This window comes from Vreelandella lionensis, from assembly GCF_002087295.1.
Lineage (GTDB): Bacteria > Pseudomonadota > Gammaproteobacteria > Pseudomonadales > Halomonadaceae > Vreelandella > Vreelandella lionensis.
Window position 1 is genome coordinate 19993 of the sequence record NZ_MWVI01000099.1, and the last position, 18894, is coordinate 38886.

The 18894-nt window shown below is 57.9% G+C and carries 14 protein-coding genes and 4 pseudogenes; 8 read left to right on the forward strand and 10 right to left on the reverse strand.

Features of this window, described 5'->3' with window-relative positions; all coding sequences use genetic code 11:
• The first annotated feature begins 83 nt into the window (after positions 1-83).
• Together B4967_RS16120 and B4967_RS16125 are read left to right on the forward strand one after the other, a co-directional pair.
• On the forward strand, positions 84-914 hold the full coding sequence (locus tag B4967_RS16120) for a class I SAM-dependent methyltransferase (RefSeq protein ID WP_083026319.1): 831 nt from the start codon (positions 84-86) through the stop codon (positions 912-914).
• Between the two features lie 44 nt (positions 915-958).
• Positions 959-1528: a hypothetical protein gene (locus tag B4967_RS16125; RefSeq protein WP_083026321.1), complete on the forward strand. Its 570-nt coding sequence runs from the start codon at positions 959-961 to the stop codon at positions 1526-1528.
• On the opposite strand, the gene B4967_RS21455 is transcribed toward B4967_RS16125, so the two are convergent.
• Both B4967_RS21455 and B4967_RS21460 read right to left on the reverse strand, forming a co-directional pair.
• The gene (locus B4967_RS21455; protein ID WP_422821864.1) at positions 1525-2316 is read right to left on the reverse strand and encodes an NAD-binding protein; all 792 of its coding nucleotides are present in this window, start codon (positions 2314-2316) and stop codon (positions 1525-1527) included. The two genes, B4967_RS16125 and B4967_RS21455, sit on opposite strands and share 4 nt — an antisense overlap.
• A gap of 36 nt (positions 2317-2352) precedes the next feature.
• A pseudogene (locus tag B4967_RS21460) lies at positions 2353-3457 on the reverse strand (cation:proton antiporter domain-containing protein); the annotation flags it as partial.
• 93 nt (positions 3458-3550) lie between these two features.
• Here B4967_RS21460 and B4967_RS16135 point away from each other — a divergent pair.
• From B4967_RS16135 to B4967_RS16145, 3 genes are read left to right on the forward strand one after another with little or no spacing between them, the layout of a single operon-like run.
• Positions 3551-3817 carry a Trp family transcriptional regulator gene (locus B4967_RS16135; protein WP_083026323.1) on the forward strand — a complete coding sequence of 89 codons (267 nt, stop codon included), beginning with the start codon at positions 3551-3553 and terminating at the stop codon, positions 3815-3817.
• The gene (locus B4967_RS16140; protein WP_083026325.1) at positions 3814-5235 is read left to right on the forward strand and encodes an anthranilate synthase component I family protein; all 1422 of its coding nucleotides are present in this window, start codon (positions 3814-3816) and stop codon (positions 5233-5235) included. Before B4967_RS16135 ends, B4967_RS16140 begins: the two co-directional genes overlap by 4 nt.
• Positions 5232-5906: an anthranilate synthase component II gene (locus tag B4967_RS16145; RefSeq protein WP_083026327.1), complete on the forward strand. Its 675-nt coding sequence runs from the start codon at positions 5232-5234 to the stop codon at positions 5904-5906. The genes B4967_RS16140 and B4967_RS16145 overlap by 4 nt, the downstream gene beginning before the upstream one ends.
• On the opposite strand, the gene B4967_RS16150 is transcribed toward B4967_RS16145, so the two are convergent.
• From B4967_RS16150 to cysM, 8 genes and pseudogenes are all read right to left on the reverse strand, one after another.
• Positions 5890-6186: a DUF1294 domain-containing protein gene (locus B4967_RS16150; protein WP_243470656.1), complete on the reverse strand. Its 297-nt coding sequence runs from the start codon at positions 6184-6186 to the stop codon at positions 5890-5892. The genes B4967_RS16145 and B4967_RS16150 overlap by 17 nt on opposite strands.
• Positions 6187-6192: 6 nt before the next feature.
• Positions 6193-7254 carry a 23S rRNA pseudouridine(2604) synthase RluF gene (gene rluF, locus B4967_RS16155; protein WP_083026329.1) on the reverse strand — a complete coding sequence of 354 codons (1062 nt, stop codon included), beginning with the start codon at positions 7252-7254 and terminating at the stop codon, positions 6193-6195.
• Between the two features lie 26 nt (positions 7255-7280).
• A complete protein-coding gene (locus tag B4967_RS16160) occupies positions 7281-7826 on the reverse strand; it encodes a DUF924 family protein (RefSeq protein ID WP_083026331.1) in 546 nt (181 codons plus the stop codon).
• Between the two features lie 77 nt (positions 7827-7903).
• Entirely contained in the window at positions 7904-10552 is a 2649-nt protein-coding gene (ppc, locus tag B4967_RS16165; protein WP_083026333.1) for a phosphoenolpyruvate carboxylase, read from the reverse strand.
• Between the two features lie 41 nt (positions 10553-10593).
• The gene (gene mazG, locus B4967_RS16170) at positions 10594-11421 is read right to left on the reverse strand and encodes a nucleoside triphosphate pyrophosphohydrolase (protein ID WP_083026335.1); all 828 of its coding nucleotides are present in this window, start codon (positions 11419-11421) and stop codon (positions 10594-10596) included.
• Positions 11421-13696: pseudogene (gene relA / locus B4967_RS16175) on the reverse strand (GTP diphosphokinase). The gene mazG and the pseudogene relA overlap by 1 nt, the downstream one beginning before the upstream one ends.
• A gap of 70 nt (positions 13697-13766) precedes the next feature.
• Positions 13767-15205: pseudogene (gene rlmD / locus B4967_RS16180) on the reverse strand (23S rRNA (uracil(1939)-C(5))-methyltransferase RlmD).
• Positions 15206-16101 (reverse strand): annotated as a pseudogene (gene cysM / locus B4967_RS16185) (cysteine synthase CysM). It abuts the pseudogene before it with no gap.
• Between the two features lie 91 nt (positions 16102-16192).
• On the opposite strand from cysM, the gene B4967_RS19855 reads away from it, so the two are divergent.
• The 3 genes from B4967_RS19855 (at position 16193) to B4967_RS19865 (ending at position 18882) form a co-directional block, all read left to right on the forward strand.
• Positions 16193-16702 (forward strand): hypothetical protein, encoded by a 510-nt coding sequence (locus tag B4967_RS19855; protein ID WP_243470657.1) that lies wholly within the window; start codon positions 16193-16195, stop codon positions 16700-16702.
• Complete coding sequence (locus tag B4967_RS19860; RefSeq protein ID WP_243470658.1) at positions 16675-17631, forward strand: ATP-binding protein; 957 nt, start codon at positions 16675-16677, stop codon at positions 17629-17631. The genes B4967_RS19855 and B4967_RS19860 overlap by 28 nt, the downstream gene beginning before the upstream one ends.
• A gap of 135 nt (positions 17632-17766) precedes the next feature.
• Positions 17767-18882, forward strand: a complete 1116-nt coding sequence (locus B4967_RS19865) for a response regulator (protein WP_243470659.1) — start codon at positions 17767-17769, stop codon at positions 18880-18882.
• Positions 18883-18894 lie beyond the last annotated feature (12 nt).

An 18894-nucleotide genomic window follows, 5' to 3' on the forward strand; every position in this document is an offset into this window, starting at 1 on the left:
ACTGTCGATCAGAACAACCCGTAGCGGAGGCTTTCGCCAGGGTTGTTCTGATCCTGAGACGTTAGCCCTAACCGAGGCTTTCCATGCCCACTTCCCTTGCCCACCACTACAATCAGGCGCTGCGCGACCAGGATATTCTCCACCAGTTGCGCACCCACTACCCCGATGGCCCCACGCTGCACCAGCTTGCCCCGCTGGACCAGCTGCATATCGGCGGCATTGCCGCATCCGCAAGGCTTTTGGGCTTGCTCGACCCCAAACCCCAGCACGTGCTGGATATAGGCGCAGGGCTGGGCGGGCTGATGCGCCAAGGTGCCGCGCAAGGTTTTCATATAACCGGACTGGATATTACCCACCGCTTTAGCGCGCTTAACCAAGCCATTAGTCGTTTGGCGCTAGGCCATCACAATGCTAAAGCCCACCATGGCACGCTGCGCTGGGTAACGGGCGACGCCTGCGCGCTACCGTTTGCGCAGTCAAGCTTTGACGCGGTGCTGTTTCAGCATAGCCTGATGAATATGCCCGACCCTGCACGCGTACTGGCCGAGTGCCGCCGCGTGCTACGCCCTGGCGGCCAGTTGGTGATGCATGAAGTCGTCAGCGGCCCTCACAGCGAGGCGTTGAGATTTCCGGTGCCCTGGGCCGAAGGGCCAGCGCACTCGCACTTGCTCTCGTTATCCGAGTTGACCCAAACATTAGAAGCAAGTGGCTTTAAGATTCAGCACTGCGAAGACTGGAGCCACACCGCGCTTGAATGGCGCCAGCGCCAGCGGCAAAAAGAGCAGGCCCCACTTACCGCCGTACTCTCGCCGCAGTGGGTATTCGGCGAACGATTTATGCAGATGGGAAAAAATTTGCTAGAAAACTTGGCGAATGGCGCAATTAACGTGGTGGAAATCAGTACCCGTTGCTAGGCTGATAAAGATAACGCCAATGAGAAAGGATAAGAGGAAGGCCAATGAACCGCTTGGCAAGCACCCTGCTCTTGAGTCTGTTCGGCACTGCGCTGCCCTCTAGTGGATGTTTTGCCGATGAAGACGTGCCTGTTATCTCTTACGCCGCCCCGGACAGTGCATTAATGCGGTTAGATAATGGGGTTGTACTGGAAGGCAGTGATTTAAGCAGTTTAGATACCTATACCTCCGGCTTTCGCTTAACCGCCGGGTTTAGCCCCTGGCAGCTACCCCAGCTCGATATTGGCGCTGAAATTGCCTACCGCGAAAGCGAAGAAGTCCCCACCTCCTCTAGCGTTAACCCCATGATTATGGACACCTTGAGCCTTGGCGGCGCCATTGTGGCGGGTATCCGGATGGGAGCTTTTAGCATCTACGCTAAATCTGGCCTGACCGAATGGCGAGGAGAAACCAACCAGCCAATGGCAGCTGATAGTGGCACCGCCCTTCTGCAAGGTTTTGGTGCCACCATGACCGTTAATCGATTGATCAGCCGCTTAGAGTACGAACGTATTGATGCGCCGTCGCTAAGCCATCTCAATATGCTCAGCGCATCGCTACATTTGCCGTTCTAATCTCCTTTTAAACTGTCTGCTTTTAAACTTTCTTGTTGATCGTTACTCTCCTGGGCGGGTGCCGTCCACACCGGCACTTCCTCTTGTTGCGGTGCCTGCCAATCTTGATGCATGGCGGTATTCAGCGCTTCTTCCAGCTTCATAAATAGCTCGCCATAGCGGGGGCTGAAGCTGATGCCTTCATCAATCTCTTTCCAGGCTTCAAACAGCTCATCGGCGTGAGCGTCTTCATTCTGCACAAACGCCCAGGTCATCTGTTTAGCGCGCATCGGATGCACGCCCATGGCAGTGAGCGCATGGCCGCCTAGCTCTAGCGCCGAGTGGTACGTTTCACTGATCACGTCATCAGCACCGGCCTCGCGCAGCTGGTAGCCGTGGCCCCGGTCAAAGGCCCGCGCCAGCACCCACACATTGGGGTAGAACTGTTTAACGTGCTTGACGATACCCACCGCACGCTCGCGGTCGTCGATGGCGACCACCAGCAGCCGAGCGTGCTCGATACCGGCGGTTTCTAAAAGGTCCGAGCGGCTAGCGTCGCCAAAGTAGCTTTTAATGCGAATGTTGCGCAGGTTCTCGATCTGCTCAATCTCGTGATCCAGCGCGACGATGGGAATGTTATTGGCCCGCAGAAGGCGGCAAATAATCTGCCCAAAACGGCCGACACCCGCCACGATGACCGGTGCCTGCTCTTCAATCGTATCGGCCTCACGAGCGTCATTCTTAGCAGTTTGGTAGCGCGGCAGCACCAGCTTGTCGTAAGCAATAAACAGCAGCGGCGTTAGGAACATCGACAGCGCCACCGCCAGCGAGAGCACCTGGGAGAGTTCCACCGGAATCACGCTGTTCTGAACGCTGTAGGTCAACAGCACAAAGCCAAACTCCCCCGCTTGCGCAAGGCTCAAGGTAAACAGCCAGCCGTTGCTGCCCCGCACCCGGAACAGTAGCGCCAGCACTAGCAAAATGGCTGCCTTCACGACGATAACGGCTAAACCTAGGCCTAGCACCGTTGCCCATTCGGCCACGAGAACGTCAAAGTTAATGCCCGCCCCCACGGTGATAAAGAACAGCCCGAGCAGCAGCCCTTTAAACGGCTCAATGTTGGCCTCAATCTCGTGTTTGAATTCGCTGTTGGCCAGTACGATACCGGCCAAAAACGCCCCCAAAGCAGGCGATAGATTCACTAAACTCATTAACGCGGCAATGCCGATCACCAGCATCAGCGCCGAGGCGGTAAATACTTCCCGTAGGCCGGAGCCAATCACGTAACGGAACAACAGCGGCCCTAAATAGTAGCCGCCGACGATCACACTGCCGATGGCGGCCACCACCACCAGCGCATGTGCCCAGGCAGGCAGATGCGCCACTAGGCTTAGCCCCGCGTGGCCATGGTCGTCACCCGCAGCGCCCATTAATTCCGGCAGCGCTAGCAGCGGGATGAGCGCCAACATAGGAATAACGGCGATATCTTGAAACAGTAGTACAGAAAAGGCGCTGCGCCCGCCTTCGGTTTTGGAAAGCCCCTTCTCACTCAGGGTTTGCAGCACAATGGCGGTAGATGAGAGCGCCAAAAATCAGCCCCACCGCCAGGGCTGTTTGCCCAACGAGCCCCCGCCACCAGGCAATAGCAGCGCCTGCCGCTGCGGTCAGCACGACCTGCAAACCACCCAGGCCTAGAAGACGCACCCGCATGGCCCATAGGCCTTTGGGGTCCAGCTCCATGCCCACTAAAACAAGCATCATCACCACGCCAAATTCAGCAAAGTGCTGAAGGGTGGTGGTCTCCTGGCCAACCAGCCCCAGCACAGGGCCAATCACCACCCCGGCAACTAAGTAGCCCAACACCGACCCCAACCCAAATCGCTTGGCCAGCGGCACGACAATCACTGCCGCCACTAAATAGATGAACGCTTGAATAAAATAGCCGGTCATGGCGATTCCTTAATCTCACTGCGACTTGACTTCCCTGAGCAATCAGTTAACGTACTAGTACACTAGTACATGACTAAATCACTCGGTGGCACGATGTCCTTACACGATACGTTTCAAGCTGACTTAGTACGCCACCTGCTTGCGATTGATACGCCCGACGCAATGGATGAAGCGCTGGCCAGCCTGCTTACGCCAGCAGAGTACCAAGAAATCAGCAAACGCCTACAGATTTTTAAGCTGCTGCGCGAGGGCGTACCCCATCGCAAAATTGCCGAAACCCTAGGCGTGGGTATTGCGACCGTGTCACGCGGGTCACGCGCGCTGACGATGTTAGCCTCTTCACGGAATGATCACTTATGAGCACCACCGATACGGCCGCTGCGGCAGGCCCCCAGCCGTTCACGCTGCCCCGCAAGCCCCACTACGTTACCCTGGCGGCGGACTGCGACTTCTTTGCCCTGTTTCAAAAAATCGAGCGGCGCTTCGATACCTGCTACATGCTGGAGTCGCTGGGTGAAGATAGCCACATGGCGCGCCATTCAATCATTGGTTTCGACCCCGAGTACACGCTCTACGCCAATGGCACCACGCTGACCATTGAAAGCCGCGACGGCGATGCCAACCACTACCCCAGCGACAACCCCTACGAGATGCTGCGCAGCCTGATTCCGCAGAACATTATCTCGCGCAAGTACGCGGGCGGGTTAAGCGGCTATTTAGGTTACGACGCCATGCAGTACTTCGAGCCGTCGCTGACGCTGAAAGCCAGCGACGACTTCGATACGTTCCGCTTTGGGCTATATAAAGATGGCCTGATCCTCGACAAGATGACCGGGGAAGTCACCTACTTCTACTACGACAATAGCCGTTACGAGTTTCTACAGACGCTGATCGACGCCGACGAAGAGCCCGCAGGCGCGCTGCACATTACCGCGCTAGGCGACACGATGAGCAAAGCCGAGCACGCCGAAGCGGTTGCCAAAGTGAAGCAGGACATCATCGACGGCAAAGTTTTTCAGTGCGAAGTGGGCTTTAAAAAGCGCTTTCGCATTCAAGGTGACACCCTGGCACTTTACGACCAGCTGCGTACCATCAACCCCTCGCCGCAGATGTACTACGTGAAGTTTGGCGAGCAGAAGTTGATTGGCGCGAGCCCGGAACTGCTGTTCCGCCTGCGCCAGGGCGAGATGGAGACGTTCCCACTGGCGGGCACTACCCTGCGCGGCCAAACACCCCAGGAAGATACCCAGCTTGCCCGCGCGTTGCTCAACGACCCCAAAGAGATCGCTGAGCACAATATGATTGTGGACCTGCACCGCAACGATATTGGCCGAGTGGCCCAGTTTGGCACGGTGAAAGTACGCAGCCTGATGGATATCAAGCGCTTCAGCCACGTTCAGCATATCTCTAGTGAGATCGTCGGCATTATTGCCGAAGGCGAAGACATGTTCACCGCGCTGGCCAGCAACTTCCCCGCGGGCACGCTAACCGGCGCACCCAAGATTGAAGCGATGAAAATCATCGATGACCTAGAAACCGATGGGCGCGGCCCCTACGGCGGCGCGGTGGGTCAGTTCTCCTTCAACGGCGACTGCACCTTTGCGATCCCCATCCGTACGGTGTTTGTTAACGGCGAGCGCGCTTACGTGCAAACCTGTGGTGGCAACGTTTACGACAGCAACGCCGAGGATGAGTACGAAGAGATCCGCCGCAAATTCGCCGGCACCCGCAAGGCCTTGGCCCCCTTTATGGATACGGAAACGGAGAGCCCCGCATGAAGGTGCTGATCATCGATAACTACGACTCCTTCACCTATAACCTCTACCAGTTTATTGGTGAGATTCTGACCACGGAGAAGAATCGCGGCGAGCTACCCCATTTTGAGATCATGGTGAAGCGCAATAACCAGATTGATTTTAAAGCGATTGAAGCCATGGCGCCGGATCGCATTATTATCTCGCCTGGCCCCGGCTCGCCGGATGACCCACGCTACTTTGGCGTATGCGCCGAAGTGATCGAGAAGCTGGGCAAAACCACGCCGCTGCTGGGCGTTTGCCTAGGTATGCAGGGCATCGTGCATGTGTTCGGCGGTAAGGTGGTCAAAGCGCCGCTGCCGATGCACGGTAAAATCAGCCCCATCAACCACGACAACCGCTCTGTGTTTAACGGCGTACCCGATCAGCTTGAGGTCATGCGCTACCACTCGCTGATTGCCGATGCGACGACGCTACCGGGGTGCCTGGAAGTGACCGCCACGGTGGGCTCACTCACCGCCGACAGCTTTGCTGAGCGCGGCCGCTGGCAGGCAGCGGGTGAGTTTGAGCTGATGGGCGTGAAGCACCGTGACTACCCGATTCACGGTATTCAGTTTCACCCGGAATCGTTTGCCACCGAGGGCGGCAAAGAGCTGATTGCCAACTTCCTGTTTGCCCCTAACGCAGCGGCATAACGGCGATTGAGCCAATAAGCACCGTGATATTGAGAAGCACCGTGACCCAATAAACGCGCCGAAAGGCAGTTTTTTGGGTCTTGTGGCGCAGCTGTTGCTGCGCGCACCAAGCCCCCGGCCAACCGCCTACCAGCGCCAGCCAGTGCAGCGTTTTTTCGCTCACGCGCTGGCGCTTTTTAATCGCGGCCCTTTTATCCCACGCATAGGTTGCGTAGGTAATCACGCTGACCGCCACATACCACGCCAGTAGGTAACTTATATAAGTAGGCATCTCTGTCATGGAGAACTACTTGCGCCGGGAAGTCGGCTTACCGGAGGCGGCTTTACCCCCACTGGGGCGGCCGCCCTTTATCGCGCCCTTACTCGCGCCCGGTTTGCCGTTAGAGTGACTCCCGGGCCTCCCCTTTCCTTTAATGGCCGGTCTTCCCGCTGACGCTGCTCCTTTGCCGCCTGGCTTAGCAGCAGCGGCCCCTTTTGCCTTAGGATCCTTGCGGGCTTTGTTACCCGCACGGGCACCTGAAGAGGCCCGTTTTGCTGTCGGCTTTTTATCCTGCGCGCTACTTCTACCGCCGCTGTAGTTGGGACGGGCGGTTTTTTTCTTCTCAGATGCTTTCTTCTCTGGCGCTACGTCTGAGGTTTCGGTGAGGGCAACAATGGTCTCGATCTCTTTGGGAGTCAGGTCACGCCAATCACCTAGCGCCAGTCCTTTCAGCGAGACGTTCATGATGCGCGTACGCACTAGCTGGGTGACTTCATAGCCAAAGTATTCGCACATACGGCGAATTTGGCGGTTGAGCCCCTGCACTAGCGTGATATTGAACACAAAGGTGGACTCTTTGACCACCTGACACTTTTTGGTCATCTGCCCAAGGATCGGCACGCCGCCCTGCATACCGGCAATAAACTCGTCGGTGATCGGTTTATCGACCGTCACCACGTACTCTTTTTCGTGGTTATTGTTGGCACGTAGGATCTTGTTGACCAAGTCGCCGTTGTTGGTGAGAAAGATCAGCCCCTGGGAGTCTTTATCTAAGCGGCCAATCGGGAAAATACGCGTGCCGTGCTTCACAAACTCAACGATATTGTCTTTTTCCGCCGACTCTGTGGTGCTGACAATACCCACCGGTTTGTTGAGCGCGATAAGGACGAGATCCTCCTCTTCCTGCGGCTCAATCTCCTGGCCGTTGACCTTTACCCGATCCCCCGCGACCACTTGGTCACCGGTGGTTGCCCGGCGGCCATTGATCCACACATTGCCCTGCTCGACAAAGCGGTCCGCCTCCCGGCGGGAACATAGGCCGCTTTCGCTGATGTATTTATTGATACGGGTAGATTTTCGTAACGACATAAAACGCCATGTAGCCTAAATAAACGTTAAAAAGAGGAGCCGGGCTGCTTGAGGAACTCGACCTCTTCTGGAGTCGAGGCTCTGCCCAAGACCGCATTACGATGCGGGTAACGCCCAAAACGGTCAATAATCGACTTGTGGCGTTTCTCGAACTCTAGATTGCTCTCCAGCCCCGGCTGGTCGAATAACTGCATGGCCACAATATGAATGGCCGCCGACTCGCTGTGCATATAGGGCATATAGAGAAAGCTGCGCTCCACCGCTGACAACGACTGGTCTGCCCCGCTGGCAACCGCCTCCTGGGCCAGTGCTAACGCCAGCGTGTCGCTGGCGAACGAGCGGGCATCATCGCGGTAGATATTACGCGAGAACTGATCCAGCACGATCACTTCCGCCAGCCGACCACGTGCCGAACGACGCCACTCGAAACACTCGCACGCTACGGCACTCATCAGCACATCACTGAATCGCTCGGCAATCTGCCGATCCATCTCAGCGTCTTTTTTGAACCATTGTGCGGGCGTCAGCTCCTGAAACCAGAAAGCCAGCACGGCCTGAGCGTCTGTGGTCATGTTTCTGCCTCCAACACCGGACATAAAGAAAAGCGCCGCCAACCCATCGGTAGCGGCGCTGGTGGGCTGTCTTCAGCTTAGCCGGTGTTACGCAGGCCAGCCGCAATACCCGCCATGGTGACCATTAACGCGCGGGAGAGATCCGGGCTAATCGCGCCGTCGGCATCGCGGCTACGCTGCAAAAGCTCGGCTTGCAGGCCGTGCAGCGGGTCGATGTAGGGGTTGCGTACGTCAATCGCTTGACGAATCAGCGGCGTGTTCTCCAGCAGTTTCTCCTGCTGCAGGATATCCAGCACCACGTCTTCCAGACGCTCAAAGCGCTCACGGAGTTTTTTGCCCAGCGCTTTTAGCGACGGCTCGTCCACCAAGCGGTGCTCGTAGTAGGCGGCAATCGCCACGTCTGCTTTGGCCAGCAGCATCTCTAACATATCCAGGTAGGTGCCAAAGAACGGCCACTGGGTGCGCATTTCTTGCAGCACTTCACGGCCGCCGGGCTGTTCCAGGCGGAGGGAGAAGGCTTCGCCGCTGCCAAGCCAAGCGGGCAGCATCAGGCGGATTTGTGTCCAGGCGAAAATCCAGGGGATCGCCCGCAGGGTTTCCACGCCGCCATCCTGGCGGCGCTTGGTCGGCCGCGAGCCTAGCGGCAGCCTACCCAGCGCGCCCTCCGGCGTCACCGCACGGAAGTACGGCACGAAGTCGGGATCTTCCCGTACCACGCCTACATAAGCACCGTGGGCGACTTTGGCCAGTTGATCCATCTCTTCGCGCCAGTGGGGTTCCGGCGCGGGCGGTGGCAATAGCGTGGCTTCCAACACCGCACAGGCGTAGATCTCCATGCAGCGCAGCGCGATATCCGGCTGGCCGAACTTAAAGCGAATCATCTCGCCCTGCTCGGTCACCCGCAGGCTGCCGTTCACGGAGCCCGGCGGCTGAGACAGAATCGCCGCGTGGGCCGGACCGCCCCCACGGCCCACGGTGCCGCCGCGGCCGTGGAATAGCGTTAGGTCAACACCGTGCTTTTCGCACACGTTCACCAGCGCTTCCTGGGCGCGGAACTGTGCCCAAGCGGCGGCGAGCTGACCGGCATCTTTGGCAGAGTCGGAGTAGCCGATCATCACTTCTTGGCGGTCTTTAGTCAGGGCGCGGTAGCCCGGCAGCGCCAGCAGTTGATCGATCACATCCCCCGCGTGATCCAGGTCGTTGAGGGTTTCGAACAGCGGCGCGATGGGAAGCGTTACCTGCCCACCCACTTCTTTCATCAACAGTGCCACGGTGAGCACATCAGAGGGCTCGGCGGCCATGGAGATAATGTAAGTACCCAGCGCTTCGGCGTGCTCCTGGGCGATCACCTTGAAGGTATCAATGACTTCCCGGGATTCCGCCGAACACTCCCAGCGGCGGGGAATTAGCGGGCGACGGGACTCTAGCTCCGCTAGCAAAAACTCCTGACGCTGGGTTTCGCTCCACTCCTGGTAATGGCCAAGCCCCAGCGAGCTGGTGAGTTCTTCCATTACTTGGGCGTGGCGGCTGGCTTCCTGGCGAAGGTCGAGCTTGGTCAGCGTGACCCCGAACACGGCCACACGGCGCAGGGTATCCAGCAGCGCACCGTTGGCGATGGTATCCAGCCCCACGTCACACAGCGAGCGGTAGCAGGCCAGCAGCGGCGCGTAGATTTGGTCGCGGGTTTCAATAATCGGCCCGCCGTCATAGTTGCGGCCATCCAACTGCGCTTTCGCCCAGTCGCGAGTGGCTTCCATTTTAGTTAGTAACCGCTTGAGCAGCTCCCGGTAGGGCTCCGCCACATCGCCCACTTCAGCTTTGAGGGCGCTGTTGGCTTTCCACATGGAGAGCTCTGTTTTGAGCTGTTCTAAATCCCGCAGGTAAAGGTCCGCCGCCATCCAGCGGCCTAGCAGCAGCACTTCCTGGCTCACTTTGGCGGTGACATTCGGGTTGCCATCGCGGTCGCCGCCCATCCAGGAGGCGTAGCGAATCGGCGCGGCGTCCAGAGGCAGGCGCTCACCTGCGGTGTCCAGCAGCAGGTTATCCAAGTCGCGGTGGAAATCCGGCACCGCCTGCCACAGCGAGTTCTCGATCACCGCAAAGCCCCACTTCGCCTCATCCACCGGCGTTGGGCGTTCGTGGCGAATCTCGTCGGTGTGCCACGCTTGGCTGATCAACTCTTCCAAGCGGCCTTGGGCACGTGCGCCACGCTCGGGGTAATCTTCTGAGCTCTCAATCGCGGTTAAGCACTCATCAATGGCATCGTACTTCTGGATCAGCGTGCGGCGAATAACTTCGGTGGGATGCGCGGTCAGCACTAGCTCCACGCGCATATTGGCAAGGGTTTCCACCAGTTTACGCGGTGAATTACCGGCCTGCTGGGCGCGTTCCAATAGCTCCCCTAGGGCTGGCTGTGAACCGGGTTTGTAATCTTCAACCCGGCGAAACCGCGCTCGGTAGTGCTGTTCAGCAATATTGGCCAGGTTCAAAAACTGGTTGAATGCTCGGGTCACCGGCAGCAGGTCACGCTCGGGAAGCTGGCGCAAATACTCAATCAACTGGCGCTGCTGCAGTGAGTCGCTCTGGCGGCCCCGCTTGGCATGGGCACGAATGGTTTCAATCTTATCGACAAACGGCTGGCCTAAATCGTCGGCGATGGTTCGCCCTAGACTGTCACCTAGAATACGCACGTTATCGCGCAGGGATTCGTGTAAATCATGACTCATGGGCGTGGCCTCCTTGCGGGGTCGCGTTGATGATTTTGAAATTAGCGTTGTTCTTGGGCTTTAGCGGCTTGCCCGTGGCCTTCCATTTCGTCCAGCGAGGCCTCGCTTAGCGGGCGCTCTGCCTCGGCAAGCGCGCGTTCCACATAGCGAAAGCGGCGTTCGAATTTTGCATTGGTACTACGTAAGCACTGTTCGGGGTCGGCGCCCAGCGTGCGGGCTAAATTGGTGACGGCAAACAGCAGGTCGCCCACCTCATCCTGGGCGTGCTTTCGATCACCTGCCGTCAGCGCCTCTTCGACCTCCTCCAGCTCCTCGCGAATTTTGGCCAGCACGCCTTCGGCATCAGGCCAATCAAAGCCAACCCGGGCGGCGCGTTTGGAGAGTTTGGCGGCGCGGCTTAACGCAGGCAGCGTGCGGGGCACGTCATCCAACACCGACGGTGCTTGGGTGGCTCGTTCGGCGCGCTCGTCGGCTTTGAGGGCTTCCCAGCGGCTGTTCACCTGCTGGGTTTTGACCTCGTCGGCACTCACACCGGGCGGGCGGCGGGAAGCCAGCGTGCCGTCTGGGAACACATGGGGGTGACGGCGCAGCATTTTGGCGGTCAGCGTATCGACGATATCGTGAAAGTCGAAGCGCTGCTCTTCTGCGCCAAACTGGGCGTAATAGACCACTTGAAACAGCAGGTCGCCTAGCTCACCGGGCAACTCGTCAAATGCGCGACGCTCAATGGCGTCGGCCACTTCGTAGGCCTCTTCCAGGGTGTGAGGCACGATGCTGTCCCAATCCTGCTTGATATCCCACGGGCAGCCCTGCTCCCGGTCGCGCAATACGGTCATCAGAGTGAGCAAATCGTCCAGGGTATGGCGCATTAGGCCCCTCCTTTACGGGCACTTTTTTCAGGGTCGGCATTACGCAGGCGGCGTACTTCGGTCACGTTAGGTAGCTGCTGGATACGCGAGAACAGCCTGCCGAGGGATTCCAGGCCGTCGACTTCCAGAGTAATCCGCAGCCGGGCAATGCCTTCATCGGTATCGGTGAGGGTGTTGACCGCCAACACATTGACCTTCTCGTTGCCTAGTAGGCCCGTCACATCACGAAGTAGCCCAGAGCGGTCCCAGGCTTGAATCTCGATAGTCACCGGGTAACGGGTATGTGCCCGCTCGCCCCACTCCACTTCGATAATGCGCTGAGGCTCTTCCAAGCGCAATTGGAGGATATTGGTGCAGTCCTGGCGATGAACGGTCACGCCGCGCCCTTGGGTAATAAAGCCGACAATCGGCTCGCCGGGTACCGGGCGGCAGCAGTTGGCCATGCTGGTTTTCAGGTTGCCCACACCCAGCACGGTGATATCGCTTTGGGTGGCTTTGCTGGGCTGGCGGCGGGATTTGGCCAACAGACGATCAAGCTGCTCCTGGTCATCGGTTTCACCAAACAGTTGCTGGGCCTGGTGCAGCACTTGACCAATTCGCAGGTCGCCCGCCCCCAGCGCCGCGTACATATCGTCGGCGTTTTGGTAGTTGACGGCTTTGGCGAGCTTAGCAAGGTCCAGCCCTTCCACATCCAGGCGGCGCATTTCACGCTCAAACAGCGTGCGCCCTTCGTCCAGGTTCTGGTCGCGGGCCTGATGCTTAAACCACGCCTGAATTTTTGCCCGCGCCCGGGAGGTGCGCACGTAGCCTAAGCTGGGGTTGAGCCAGTCACGGCTGGGGCCGCCTTTGGTGGCAGTAAGAATCTCGATCTGCTGGCCGGTTTTGAGCTTGTAGGTCAGCGGTACGATACGGCCGTTAACCTTGGCTCCCCTGCAAAGGTGGCCAATTTCGGTGTGCACCCGGTAAGCAAAATCGATCGGCGTGGCAATACGCGGCAGGTCGATAACGTGCCCATCCGGGGTAAAGACGTAGATGCGGTCAGGGGCGACATCGCTGGAGAGGCCTTCACGCAGGTCGCCAAAGCCGCCCACTTCGTCCTGCCACTCCAATACTTGTCGCAGCCAGGCAATTTTCTCTTCGTAGCTACGGCTTTTGGCGTTGGTGTCGTGGCCTTTATAGCGCCAATGGGCGCACACCCCAAGCTCCGCTTCATCATGCATGGCGAAGGTACGGATCTGTATCTCCAGCACCTTGTTTTCCGGCCCCATGACGGCGGTGTGCAGCGACTGATAGCCGTTTTTCTTGGGGTTGGCGATGTAGTCGTCAAACTCGTTGGGCACGTGGTGCCAGCGGGAATGGACGATGCCTAACACGGTGTAGCAGTCGGTGACTTCCGGCACCAGGATACGCACGGCGCGCACGTCGTGTACCTGGGAGAAATCGATCCGCTTGCGCTTCATTTTGCGCCAGATGGAGTAGATATGCTTGGCCCTGCCGCTCACGTCGTAGCGGTGAATATGCTGGGCTTCCATCAGGCCTTTGAGGGTTTCGACCACATCGTGAATATAGCGGTCGCGGTCCAGGCGCTTCTCTGCCAGCAGCTTGGCAATCGCCTTGTACTCGTCCTCGTGGAGATAGCGAAACGAGAGATCTTCCAGTTCCCATTTGATCTGGCCAATACCCAGGCGGTGGGCCAGAGGCGCGTAAATATCCGCCACTTCCCTGGCGACCTGTAAGCATTTCTCACGGGGAGCGTCTTTGACTTGGCGCAGCGCGCAGGTGCGCTCGGCAATTTTGATCAGGGCGACGCCACGTCGCCCACCATATTCACCAGCATTTTGCGCAGATTTTCCTGCTGGTTGTGCTGGCTCATGCCATGGTTGGGTGCCAACGGGTAGCTAATGGCGGCCATTTGCAGAACGCCATCGATGAGCTTGGCGACTTCATCCCCAAAGCGTTTGGTCACCGCCTCCAGGCTCAGCAGCCCTTCCCGCACGGCGCGGTAAAGCACGGCCGCCTCTAGCGCTGGCTGGTCGAGCTTCAGGTCGGCGAGGATGTCCGCCATCTCAAGCCCCATGCGGAAGCTGGAGCCGGGCGACAGCCACACGCGATGGGTTCGAGGCGCTTCCCGATCTAACTGCTCGGCAAGCTCGCAGGCTTCCTGCAAACGCTCGGGTTCACGTAGGCGCACATCTTCTTGAAGGCGCGTTAACCATTGTTGTATGTCCACCTTTCCGCTTTCTGTCAGCGGTTGGTCTTCACGCACTTTCACCATGACGTTCACTCATCCTTTCTGGGTGACGGCCTCCACACCGCCGCCACCAATGCTTGCTGCAAAGGGCAGACTAGCCCGCATATTCAAACAGCATCAGCGTTTCCATGTGGGCAGTGTGCAGAAACATATCTGCCACTGTGATTGCTTGACGCGATACCCCGCATGCACAAGGTGTGCCGCATCCCTGGCCAGCGTGGCCGGGTCGCAGGAAACATAGGCCACCTTGGGTATCCGGTGGCGGCCAACCGCTTGGCAGATAGCTTCCGCCCCGCTGCGTGGGGGATCTAATACCAACGCATCCACCGAACGCTCGCGAAGCAGTGTTTTTACCGCTATTGCATCGTTTAGATCTGCCTGTTGAACGCTCACATTGAGCTGGTTCAGCGCTGCGTTAGTGCCAAGGCGCTCTACCATGGCGGTGTTACCTTCTACCGCGTGCACGCTGGCGCCTGCAGCGGCCAGAGGAAGGCTGAAGTTCCCCATCCCGGCAAACAGGTCGAGTAGCTGCATCCCAGGTGCTGGCGTTAACCATGCTACCACCTGAGACACCATCTTTTGAGTGACCTCGGCATTTACCTGTAAAAAATCACCGGGGGCAAACTGCAGCACCAACTCAGACTCAGCGCTTTCTTGGTGGGGCGACACACCAAGCGCACTCAGCGAAAAGCGCTCTTCCAGCGCAGGCTCTGCACCATGCCAGTGCAAGGACGGTGACTCACGCCCTAACCATGCGCCTAATCTCACTCGGTGCTGGTCAGCAAACCCTTGCCAGCGCTGCCAATCCTGCGGCTGCTCTTTTAACTGCCTGACCAGCACCACCGTAGCCTGGGGCGTCGCCAGCAGTTCAATATGCCCTACCGCGCGGGGTGCATCCAGTTCAGTAAGCAGTTGCTTTAGTGGGACTATCAGTGCTTGAAGGGCAGGTACCAATACATGGCAGTGGTCAATATCCCCTAGTCGGTGACTATTTGCAGCCCGAAACCCTAACCGAACGGTCCCCTGACTCTCGACCTTCACCCCTAGACGCGCCCGACGGCCGGAGCTTTCTTGCTGACCATTGATTGCCGCCACCTCATTCAGCGTTATGCCTTGGCGCGCCATCAATTCGCTGACGACCTCACGCTTGTGGGCACGCTGAGCGTCTACTGCCAAGTGCTGCAAATCACAGCCACCGCAGTGGCCAAAATGAGCACAGGGTGGCTCTACTCGCTGCGGCGAGGCAGTGACCAGGGTTTTTACGTGCGCTTCATCAAAGCGCTTACGGGTGACGTGCACCGCCACTTCGACCTGCTCACCAGGCAACGCTTGGTCGACAAAGACGGTTTTGCCCGCCGAGTTATGGCTCACGCCACGCCCGTCATGAGCTAGCCGCTCAATCATTAACGGCGCATCAGCGTCAGCGGTGGCTGCTGGCTGCTTGGCAGGCGCTGTATTACTGCTTGGCTGACGTGCCAGCCCAGAGTGGCCGGAGGCGGGCCTAGGCGGCCGCCGCTTACCCAACATAGCCATCTATACCTCCGGGGCAAATAAGCCCGTGGAGAGATAGCGATCACCACGGTCACCGACAATAAACACGATGACCGCATTTTCGGTTTGTTCATGCATGAGCAGCGCACCCGCTAGGCTTCCGCCAGATGAAACGCCTGCCAGAATGCCCTCTTCCGGGCCAGGCGGCGCATATGCGCTTCCGCTTCTTGCTGGCCGATATCCAGGGTGGTATCCACGCGCGGCGCTTCAAAAATCGCTGGCAGATACTCTTTAGGCCAGCGACGAATGCCGGGGATACTGGCCCCATCAGCGGGCTGCAAGCCCACAATCTGAATCGCGCTGTTCTGCTCTTTAAGATAGCGCGACACGCCCATGATGGTGCCCGTGGTGCCCATTGAGCTCACAAAGTGGGTCACTTCACCGCCGGTTTGCTGCCATATTTCTGGCCCGGTAGTGCGGTAGTGCGCCAGCGGGTTATCTGGATTAGCAAACTGATTGAGCGGCTTACCTTCACCCCGGGCAATCATGGCATCTGCGATGTCACGAGCCTCTTCCATACCGCCTTCTTTACTGGCCGTAATCAGCTTAGCGCCGTAGGCCGCCCTGGCCTGCTTGCGCTCGGCGGAAGCATTTTCCGGCATAATCAGGGTCATGTTGTACCCTTTTAGAGCCGCCGCCATAGCAAGCGCAATGCCGGTATTGCCGGAAGTCGCCTCAATTAACATATCCCCTGGGGAAATTTCCCCACGAGCTTCCGCTTCACTCAGCATAGAGAGCGCGGGACGATCTTTCACCGAGCCCGCGGGGTTATTGCCTTCGAGTTTGGCAAGCAGCGTATTGTTCTTCCCAGCGGTAATTCGCTTCAAGCGAACCAAGGGCGTATTGCCGACCACATCTTCAAGCGTGGGATAATTCATCGAACATTCCTTATCGTAACCGTTATGCTGCATTATATCGGTGCTGCCTGTGACTGGACAGGCAACCTACTAGATTCAACGAGCTTCTTTCATGTCATTAAACACGCGCCTGCTGTTTGCTCTGCTTGGTTTCCCACTGTTGGTCTACGCCGTTATGGCAATATTGCTTGTTATCCAGAGCGACCTGGGAGGACGCGACGAGCTTAAAGAGCGCTTAATCAGCGCTGGTGAGTTGATGGCTCCCAGCTTAGGCGATGCCATGGCCGACGGGGATTTACAGCGCCTTGAAAAGCTCGCTAGGCAGCTGTTGGAGCATCGCGGGCTGCGAGCCGTGACGCTGTTTGATGAACAGGGCAACCGTCTGCTGGTGCTAGGCAGCTCTATGCCACCGCCTAGACTGGATGCGCCAATGGCAACGGCCATCACCATGGAAGAGGACGCCTGGCGGCTGCGGGTGCCGCTGGGCAGCAGCGACACCCTGCGCATGACGAACGGGTGGTTAGAGGCTGAGATGGATACCCGCACCCTAACGCTTGAGCGCTATAAGCTTATTGCAAGCCTGAGCCTTGGCGGATGTTGCTGGGGTTACTGCTATTTTTAATCGCATTTGCCATTAGCCGCTATGCTACCCGTCCAATCGAAGAGGCTAACCAGGCACTTTATCGCCTGTCGCGTGGCGACTACAGCTTGCTAATATCATCGGCCAAGCCCACCGAGCTAAAGCAGCTGGCCGATCATATCAACCGTTTAGCCGAACATTTCCAGCAGGCCCAGCGGGATATGCAGAGCCAGATTGAGCAGGCCACCAGTGAGCTGCAGGAGTCGATGGAAACCATCGAAGAGCAGAATATCAAGCTAGACCTTGCTCACCGCAGCGCGCTGCGCGCCAATGCTGTTAAATCCGAATTTCTGGCCAATATGAGCCACGAGATCCGCACACCGCTCAACGGCATTATTGGTTTTTGCCGCTTGCTGGGCCGTTCATCCCTCGACACCCGGCAAGAAGAGTGGCTGGAGCACGTTCGCCGCGCCTGCGATAACCTACTGATGCTGGTGAATGATGTCTTGGACTTCTCCAAACTGGAAGCCGACCGGCTGACTCTGGAAGAGGTCGATGTCGCTATTGTTGCCCTGGTTGACGAAATTATTGGCTTGCACGCCCCTGAAGCACAGCGCAAGCAGCTGCACTTGGTCGCCATGGTATATGACGATGTGCCGACTCCCTTATGCGGCGACCCGTTACGCATTCATCAAGTGTTGAACAATCTGCTAGGCAACGCACTAAAATTTACCAACGAAGGCGAGATCATCATCCGCGTTATGCTGGATAGCCAAGAGGGCCAGCATGTCGTACTGCATATTAGCGTGAGCGATACCGGCATTGGTTTAAGCGATGAGCACCAGCAGCAGCTCTTTAGCGCGTTCTCACAAGCCGAACCGAGTCACTCTCGCCAGTTCGGCGGCAGCGGTTTAGGGCTGACCATTTGCCGCCAGCTTATTCAGCGGATGGGTGGGGAGATTACGGTATAAAGCGAGCTGGGTAAGGGGTCGACTTTCTCATTTACCCTGCCTCTTCTGGCACACCAGGCGGCTGAGCGCCCGCCGGAGCTGACGCTAGATAACCCCACTATTTGCCTTCACGAAACGCACCCACCCACTCGCCATGTGCTAGAGCATTTACTAGTACGCTGGGGCGCGCGCCCAGTCTCGTTTATTAATGCCGGCAATGAATCGCTGCTGATGCTATGTCTGGCGCAGAGTGACTTTGAAGGTGATCGCAAAGCGTACTGGCAGTCAGTGATTGCGCAAACTCCCTGCCCGGTCATTATTCTGGCGAATACTACTAGCTTCGACCTACCCACGTGGGAATTTCCCTACGGCGGCGAAATGCTATGCAAACCGTTTACTCGGACGCAGCTTGTGACCACCCTGCGTCAGTTGCTACAACTGCAACCACTCCCCCTTGCCAGTGAAGCAGTCAGCAAACCGCCGCTTACCCCTCGCCTAACAATTTTGATTGGCGACGATAACTCGTCAAACCGTGAACTGTTAAAAGCGATGCTGGAGAGCGATACGCTACACATTGTGCTAGCAGAAAGCGGCCAAGAAGCACTGGAGTTTGCGCGCCACCAAATTGCCGATATGGTATTGATGGATATCCGCATGCCGGGGATGGACGGCATACAGGCCACACAAGCGCTGCGGCGTATCAATAATAGCTGGGCGCGCTGCCCTATTATTGCCGTGACGGCCCATGTACTGAGCACTGAACGACAGCAGTGGCTGGCCGAAGGGCTGGATGATGTGCTGATCAAACCCATCGACGATGCCCAGCTACAACAGCTGTTGCAGCGCTTTTTAGGAATTGCACCACGAAAAGCAGCCCCTACTGAAGCAGCTTCCACTCGTCAGTCACAGGTTCCCACCGCTCCCCCTAGCTCGCTGCCAGCGGTCGATTTGATGCTAGGTGCACGCTTGGCAGGAGGCAGGGAGACCTTAGCCAAGCAGCAACTGGTACGGCTCATTGACAGCCTGCCGGAGAGCGAGCAGCAGATACGCGACGCCTTTCAGGCAGGCGATCTAACGGCACTACTGGACTGGGTGCATGGACTAAACGGAGCCAGCCGCTACTGCGGCGCACCAGAACTAGCCCTGCTGGTGGAAACCCTAGAAACGCGCCTGCGTACCAGTGGCCTACGCCATGTAGAGGCACTGCTTGACGAGCTATACGCCGCCATGACGCGCCTTAGCCAAGAGCGCGACTCACTGGTGAGCCGATAACTGCCCAGTATG

Excerpts from the sequence above, each read along its gene's own strand:
- B4967_RS16120 (WP_083026319.1), top strand. The coding sequence starts at position 84 with ATGCCCACTTCCCTTGCCCACCACTACAATCAGGCGCTGCGCGACCAG.
- B4967_RS16125 (WP_083026321.1), top strand. The coding sequence starts at position 959 with ATGAACCGCTTGGCAAGCACCCTGCTCTTGAGTCTGTTCGGCACTGCG.
- B4967_RS21455 (WP_422821864.1), bottom strand. The coding sequence starts at position 2,316 with ATGTTCCTAACGCCGCTGCTGTTTATTGCTTACGACAAGCTGGTGCTG.
- B4967_RS16135 (WP_083026323.1), top strand. The coding sequence starts at position 3,551 with ATGTCCTTACACGATACGTTTCAAGCTGACTTAGTACGCCACCTGCTT.
- B4967_RS16140 (WP_083026325.1), top strand. The coding sequence starts at position 3,814 with ATGAGCACCACCGATACGGCCGCTGCGGCAGGCCCCCAGCCGTTCACG.
- B4967_RS16145 (WP_083026327.1), top strand. The coding sequence starts at position 5,232 with ATGAAGGTGCTGATCATCGATAACTACGACTCCTTCACCTATAACCTC.
- B4967_RS16150 (WP_243470656.1), bottom strand. The coding sequence starts at position 6,186 with ATGACAGAGATGCCTACTTATATAAGTTACCTACTGGCGTGGTATGTG.
- rluF (WP_083026329.1), bottom strand. The coding sequence starts at position 7,254 with ATGTCGTTACGAAAATCTACCCGTATCAATAAATACATCAGCGAAAGC.
- B4967_RS16160 (WP_083026331.1), bottom strand. The coding sequence starts at position 7,826 with ATGACCACAGACGCTCAGGCCGTGCTGGCTTTCTGGTTTCAGGAGCTG.
- ppc (WP_083026333.1), bottom strand. The coding sequence starts at position 10,552 with ATGAGTCATGATTTACACGAATCCCTGCGCGATAACGTGCGTATTCTA.
- mazG (WP_083026335.1), bottom strand. The coding sequence starts at position 11,421 with ATGCGCCATACCCTGGACGATTTGCTCACTCTGATGACCGTATTGCGC.
- B4967_RS19855 (WP_243470657.1), top strand. The coding sequence starts at position 16,193 with ATGTCATTAAACACGCGCCTGCTGTTTGCTCTGCTTGGTTTCCCACTG.
- B4967_RS19860 (WP_243470658.1), top strand. The coding sequence starts at position 16,675 with ATGTTGCTGGGGTTACTGCTATTTTTAATCGCATTTGCCATTAGCCGC.